This is a genomic window from Edaphobacter sp. (genome assembly GCF_035532915.1).
Lineage (GTDB): Bacteria > Acidobacteriota > Terriglobia > Terriglobales > Acidobacteriaceae > Edaphobacter.
This window is the reverse complement of sequence record NZ_DATKQC010000207.1, coordinates 1-5,581: the sequence shown is the minus strand read 5'-3', so window position 1 is coordinate 5,581 and position 5,581 is coordinate 1. Positions and strand designations below refer to the sequence as shown.

At 61.1% G+C, this 5,581-nt stretch carries 5 protein-coding genes; all 5 read left to right on the top strand.

The features are described from left to right. The coding region (locus VMU57_RS10160) for a toxin-antitoxin system TumE family protein (protein ID WP_325383025.1) at positions 1 to 684 on the top strand (684 nt) is incomplete at its 5' end. Next, the gene (locus VMU57_RS10155; RefSeq protein ID WP_325383023.1) at positions 662 to 1,018 is read left to right on the top strand and encodes a hypothetical protein; all 357 of its coding nucleotides are present in this window, start codon (positions 662 to 664) and stop codon (positions 1,016 to 1,018) included. The genes VMU57_RS10160 and VMU57_RS10155, both read left to right, overlap by 23 nt. Before the next feature lie 424 nt (positions 1,019 to 1,442). Further along, positions 1,443 to 2,204, top strand: coding sequence for a hypothetical protein (locus VMU57_RS10150; protein ID WP_325383021.1), 762 nt, complete (start codon positions 1,443 to 1,445; stop codon positions 2,202 to 2,204). After that, the gene (locus VMU57_RS10145; protein ID WP_325383019.1) at positions 2,205 to 2,723 is read left to right on the top strand and encodes a hypothetical protein; all 519 of its coding nucleotides are present in this window, start codon (positions 2,205 to 2,207) and stop codon (positions 2,721 to 2,723) included. An 8-nt stretch (positions 2,724 to 2,731) separates the two neighbouring features. Continuing rightward, positions 2,732 to 5,581 (top strand): type ISP restriction/modification enzyme (locus tag VMU57_RS10140; protein WP_325383017.1); only part of this gene is annotated, 2,850 nt, incomplete at its 3' end.

The window sequence follows — 5,581 nt, the reverse complement described above, 5'->3', positions numbered from 1 at the left end:
CCGAGTCACCCGCGACCAGCACGGAGGATCGGCCGACCCTTGAGCCGGAAACCACCAGGCGGGCCTTCGCAGGGCCGCCTTCGCTATCTGCTATCAGGTATTTATCCGATAGCAGATATCAACAACCCAGCCCTTCGTTCGGCCCCCCGGAGGGGCCGAACTTGCATTGAGGGACGCCCTTCGTCCCGACAGGTCCAGAACGCCGGCGTGCGCGCGGCGGGTCAAACCCTCGGCCGTCGGCCAGCCGCGCTGCGGCGCGGAGCCACGCGCAGCCCGTCCTTGCGGGCAAGCATGGCGAGCGGGGTTGACCGGCCGAAGCCTGCTGGCACCGGCTGGCTGTTGCTGCGATTGACAACGGCCGCGCCTGTTGCTATTCTGAGCAACATAAAGGCTGTGCCCCTGTTCCGGCAGCGCGTGGAGCTTGGCGTCGGCATCTTCAAGGAAATCGTCATCTGGCGGCTGCCAAGACGGCTTCCCGGCAGCCGCCATCCCTACAAATATCGGATGGCGCTGATCGACGCAGGCGCGTGTGTGCTGCGCTACGACAACGAGGCTGGCAAGGGGGATCACCGCCATATAGGAGACCAGGAAGAACCCTACGAATTCACCACGATCGAACAGTTGCTCGACGACTTCGAGGCCAGCATCAGGAGGTATCTCGATGGACACCCTCATCATTGGTAATCAATCGGACCCGGAGATCAGGGAGCGCGTCATCCGAGCCTGGAAGACCGGCAAGGCCGACTCCACCGCGCGGCTTGATTTCGTGAATCTTGACGACGCCTGGAAACTTCTGAGCGACAAGCGCCGTCAGATCATGCACGCCATGGCAGGTGCGGGGCCGTTGTCGATCCGCGAAGTCGCCCGGCGCGTGGGGCGCGACGTGCGCGCGGTCCACAGCGACGTGCAGATACTCCACCACGCGGGGGTCATCGACAAGACCGAGGATGGCCGGATGGTCCTGCCGTACAAGACCATCAAGTTCGATTTCACGCTCGACGCGCAGAAGGCCGCTTGACAGGAAGCGAGGGGCACGGCGAAACGGAAACGGCGGCGCTCGCCATGTCACACGTTCGGCATAGCCGAGCTGATCGACGCCTCCTCGGCTGCTCCCGCAAGAAGAACAGCGCGGCATCGAACTACGGGTGCGCGTGGAAGGAAACGCCTATTTCACGGTCGGCGGAGCGTCGCCCTCACGGCGTGCGGTCCTTGCTCCGGTCCCACTTCGCGCTTTTGACTGCCTGCGGGCGCTCCGATAAGCCAATATCGCACGGCCGGGACAGAAGGACGGCGCTTCCAGTCGAACATAGGGACTGGTGGTAAGGCAGAAAGAAAGAGGCTTGGCAGGAAGGCCAAGGGGCACATCAGGAGGAACACCCGGAGACCAGGCCGCCGCCAGAGCGATCCACGAAGGGGCATTATGAAAAGTCAGGGTAACGCAGATGAACGACGACAAACGGTTGATTTTCTACATAGACGCCTATTCGCCAGAGACTATTCCGATGGCGAAGCTGGCGGATTATATGGCCGAGTTTGCCGCGTTACTCGGTAAGGACAACGCTGTTCATTTTGCCGGTGTCGAGGATGGCAGCACCAAGATTGCCGCCCGCGTTGAATTCGAGGACTTGCCCAAAGTCACGGCCCGCCTGCATGATATCCGACGCGGCACCCCGCCTAAGGATGCCGCAAAGATTTTCGATCAGATCGACACCAAGCTGGCCAACGACAACGCCGTCGGCCGCATCTTTGTCGAGGGCGAGGACGGAGCCGCCTCCGCTGAACTGCTGACCTTTCCCGGCCGGACCCGGCCGAAAGCGCAGAGCTATGGCCCATTCCCACAGGACGGCCACCTTGACGGGCTGTTGGTTGCGGTCGGCGGGATCACCGAGAACGTTCCCCTCCGCTTGCAGAACGGAGACACGACCTATAGCAATTGCGACACGACCCGCGCCATTGCCCGCGAATTGGGGAAGCACCTGTTCGAGCCGATCCGCATCCATGGCAGCGGCCGGTGGTTGCGCGAGGCGGACAGCAAATGGACCCTGATTCGGTTCCGGGTTCATCGCTTTGAAGTGTTGAACGCCGCCAGCCTGCGCGACACCGTGACCGTCCTTCGCGCCGTGCGTGGCAGCGGATGGACGGACATGGACGACCCGCTCGCGGAGCTGGACGACCTCAGGCGCGACAACGACGAGCTGCACTGAATGGTCGTCTTTGATGCGTCGATCCTGTTGTTCGTTTTCGATGAAAACACCCCCTCTTCCGTCTCAAGGGCGAAAGACCGCGTCGAATATCTGATCGACAGCCTCACAGAGGCAGACGAAAAGATTATCATCCCGACCCCTGCCTTGAGTGAATGTCTGATTCATGCAGGCCCGGCAGGGCCGGAATACCTGGCCATCATCAGCAAACAGTCCTGTTTCCGCATTGCCAGCTTTGACGAGCGGGCGGCCGTGGAAGCGGCCGTGCGGACCTATCAGGCCCGGCAGCGTGGACAACCGAAAGGCGGAGCGCCGGAGATTGCAAAGGCCAAGATCAAGTTTGACCGGCAGATTGTCGCCATCGCCGCGATTGAGGGCGCTACGGCCGTCTATTCGGATGACGCCCATATCGTGGGCTATGCCCGCGAGGCCGGGATGGAAGGCTACCGACTTGCCGACCTTCCGTTGCCGCCGGAGGACCCGCAAACAGCTTTGCCGCTCGATCCGCCGGACGAGGGGTAATCGTAGGCATGAGCGCCATTTCCGATTACCTTCGCCGAGTCGAACACGCCCTGAAGGCTGGGAACGCCACAGAGCACACGCACCGGCCCGCGCTGAAGGCGATGATCGAAGCCCTGCGCCCGAAGATCACCGCGACGAACGAGCCGCGCCGGATCGAGTGCGGATCACCCGACTACATCGTGACGCGCAACGGCGTCCCTCTCGGCTATGTCGAGGCGAAGGACGTAGGGATTGACCTTGACCGCACCGAAGACGGCGAACAGCTCAAGCGATATCGTCTCAGCCTTCGCAATCTCATTCTCACCGACTATCTAGAATTCCGCCTCTACCGGAACGGGGAGCCGGTCCAGCCTGTCAAAGTTGCGAAGTGGCAGAAGAACGGCGTTCTTCGCCGGGAGCCAGACGCCGAGGCGCAGCTTGCCGCGCTCTTTCAGGCGTTTTTCGATGCTGAAGTGCCGAGCATCGCCAGCCCGCGCGAACTGGCGGAGCGCATGGCGCGGCTTGCCCGTTTGCTGCACGACTTGATCCGGCAGGCGTTCGTAAAAGAGGGCCAGGCCGGCGACCTGCACTCGCAGTATGAAGCCTTTCGCCGCGTGCTGATCGCAGACCTGTCCCCGGACCAGTTCGCCGACATGTATGCCCAGACGATTGCCTACGGCCTGTTCGCCGCTCGCTGCAATCATGTCGGTGCAGGATTCACCCGCGAGCGGGCCGGGCGCGACTTGCCGAAAACCAATCCCTTTTTGCGCCGACTGTTCAACACCATTGCTGGGCCGGACCTCGACGAGCGGATTTCATGGGCGGTTGACGATTTAGCGGAGCTGCTGGCGAAGGCAGACATTGGCGCCGTCCTCGCCGACTTCGGGCGCACCACGGCCCGCGAGGATCCGATCATCCATTTCTACGAAACATTTCTTATCGCCTATGACCCCAAGCTACGCGAGCTGCGCGGCGTCTACTACACCCCCGAGCCGGTCGTGGATTACATCGTCCGGTCTGTTGACGCCCTGCTGCGCCGGGCCTTCAAGCTGACCGATGGCCTTGCCGACGCGAACCGCATCAAACTGAAGCGCATGAGGATCAGCACGTCGGGCAAAGCCAAGACCGTCGAGGAAATCTACGAGACGCACCGCGTTCAGATTCTTGACCCCGCTTGTGGGACCGGGACCTTCCTACACGCCATCGTCGCCAGCATCCGCGACCGCTTCAAAGGTAACGCGGGCATGTGGCCGGGTTATGTGACCGAGCATCTCTTGCCGCGTATCTATGGATTCGAGCTGCTGATGGCCCCCTATGCCATCGCGCATATGAAACTTGGTCTTCAGCTCAAAGAGTCTGGCTACGATTTCGGCTCGGACGAGCGGTTGCGCGTGTTCCTCACCAACACGCTCGAAGAAGCTCACGAGATGACGGGCCTGCCGCTCTTCACGCAATGGCTGGCCGAAGAAGCGGCGGCGGCGAGCGAGGTCAAGAAGAACGTTCCCATCATGGTTGTCATCGGCAACCCCCCATACTCAGGTCACTCGGCCAACAAGGGCGCGTGGATTTCCAGGTTGATGGAGGAATACAAAAAAAGCCCGGAGCTGAAGAAGCCAGCACAGGGAAAATGGCTGTCAGACGACTACGTGAAATTCCTGCGGTTCGCGCAGTGGCGCATCGGGCAGACGGGCTATGGCGTACTGGCGTTCATCACGAACCACAACTACCTCGATAACCCGACCTTTCTCGATATGCGGGCAAGCCTCATGGCGAGCTTCGATGATGCTTACGTGCTGGACCTGCACGGGAACAGCAAGAAAAAGGAGCGCACGCCGGACGGCGGAAAAGATGAGAATGTGTTCGACATCCAGCAAGGCGTCGCCATCTCGCTTTTCGTCAAGCGCACCACACGGGCCACGAGCTGCACCGTGCGCCGTGCCGATCTTTGGGGAACGCGGGCGGAAAAATACGAGTGGCTGGCCACCCATGACGTGACCGGCACGCCGTGGGAAGACGTGACGCCTCGGCAAGCCCCGTGGTTTTTTGTCAAACAGGATGCTGACCGGCTGATCGAATATGAGCACGGATGGAGCGTGGCCGACATCTTCCGGCCCAACGGCGATCCCGCGCCTGGCGTGGTGACGACGCACGACGAGTTTGCGATTTCGTGGACCAGAGAGGAGGCGATCGCCAAGGTTGATCGCTTGCTGGCGACGGATAGCGAGGCGGAGGCACGGCAACTCTTCAGGCTTTGCAGCCAGAACCAGTGGAGCTACGGACGGGCGAAGCGTGAGCTGGCAGACGGCGCGTGGCGCTTGAAGGTGACGCCGATCCTCTATCGCCCTTTCGACAATCGTTGGACAATCTGGGATTCCAATGTTGCTGTTCACAGACGAGAGCGCGTCAACGCTCACATGCTTCAGCCCAACCTTTGTGTGCTCACCATGCGGCAAGCGTCTGTAGACGGAGGTTGGACTCATGCCTTTGTTTCTGAGCATCCCGCCGACAACCGGGCTTTATACAGCAGCAGAGGCGTTCAGGTTCAGATGCCGTTGTGGCTTTATCCAGAGGAGAGTGGGCTTATAAGGCCGCGCGTTTCTGCAAATCTTGCTCCAGATTTTCTGGTCGAAGTGAGAGATCGCCTTAGCGGCGAACCGGCCTCACCAGATGATATATTTTCCTATGTCTATGCGGTGCTGTACTCACCAGGATATCGGACGCGCTATGCGGACTTTCTTCGTCGAGAATTTCCCCGCATTCCTCTCACCGACGACCCTGCCCTCTTCCAGCAGCTTGCGGCGTTTGGGCGCGAGCTGATCGACCTGCATCTGCTGCGGCGGTCACTGCCTGTCATCACGGGCTATCCGAAGGCAGGCAGC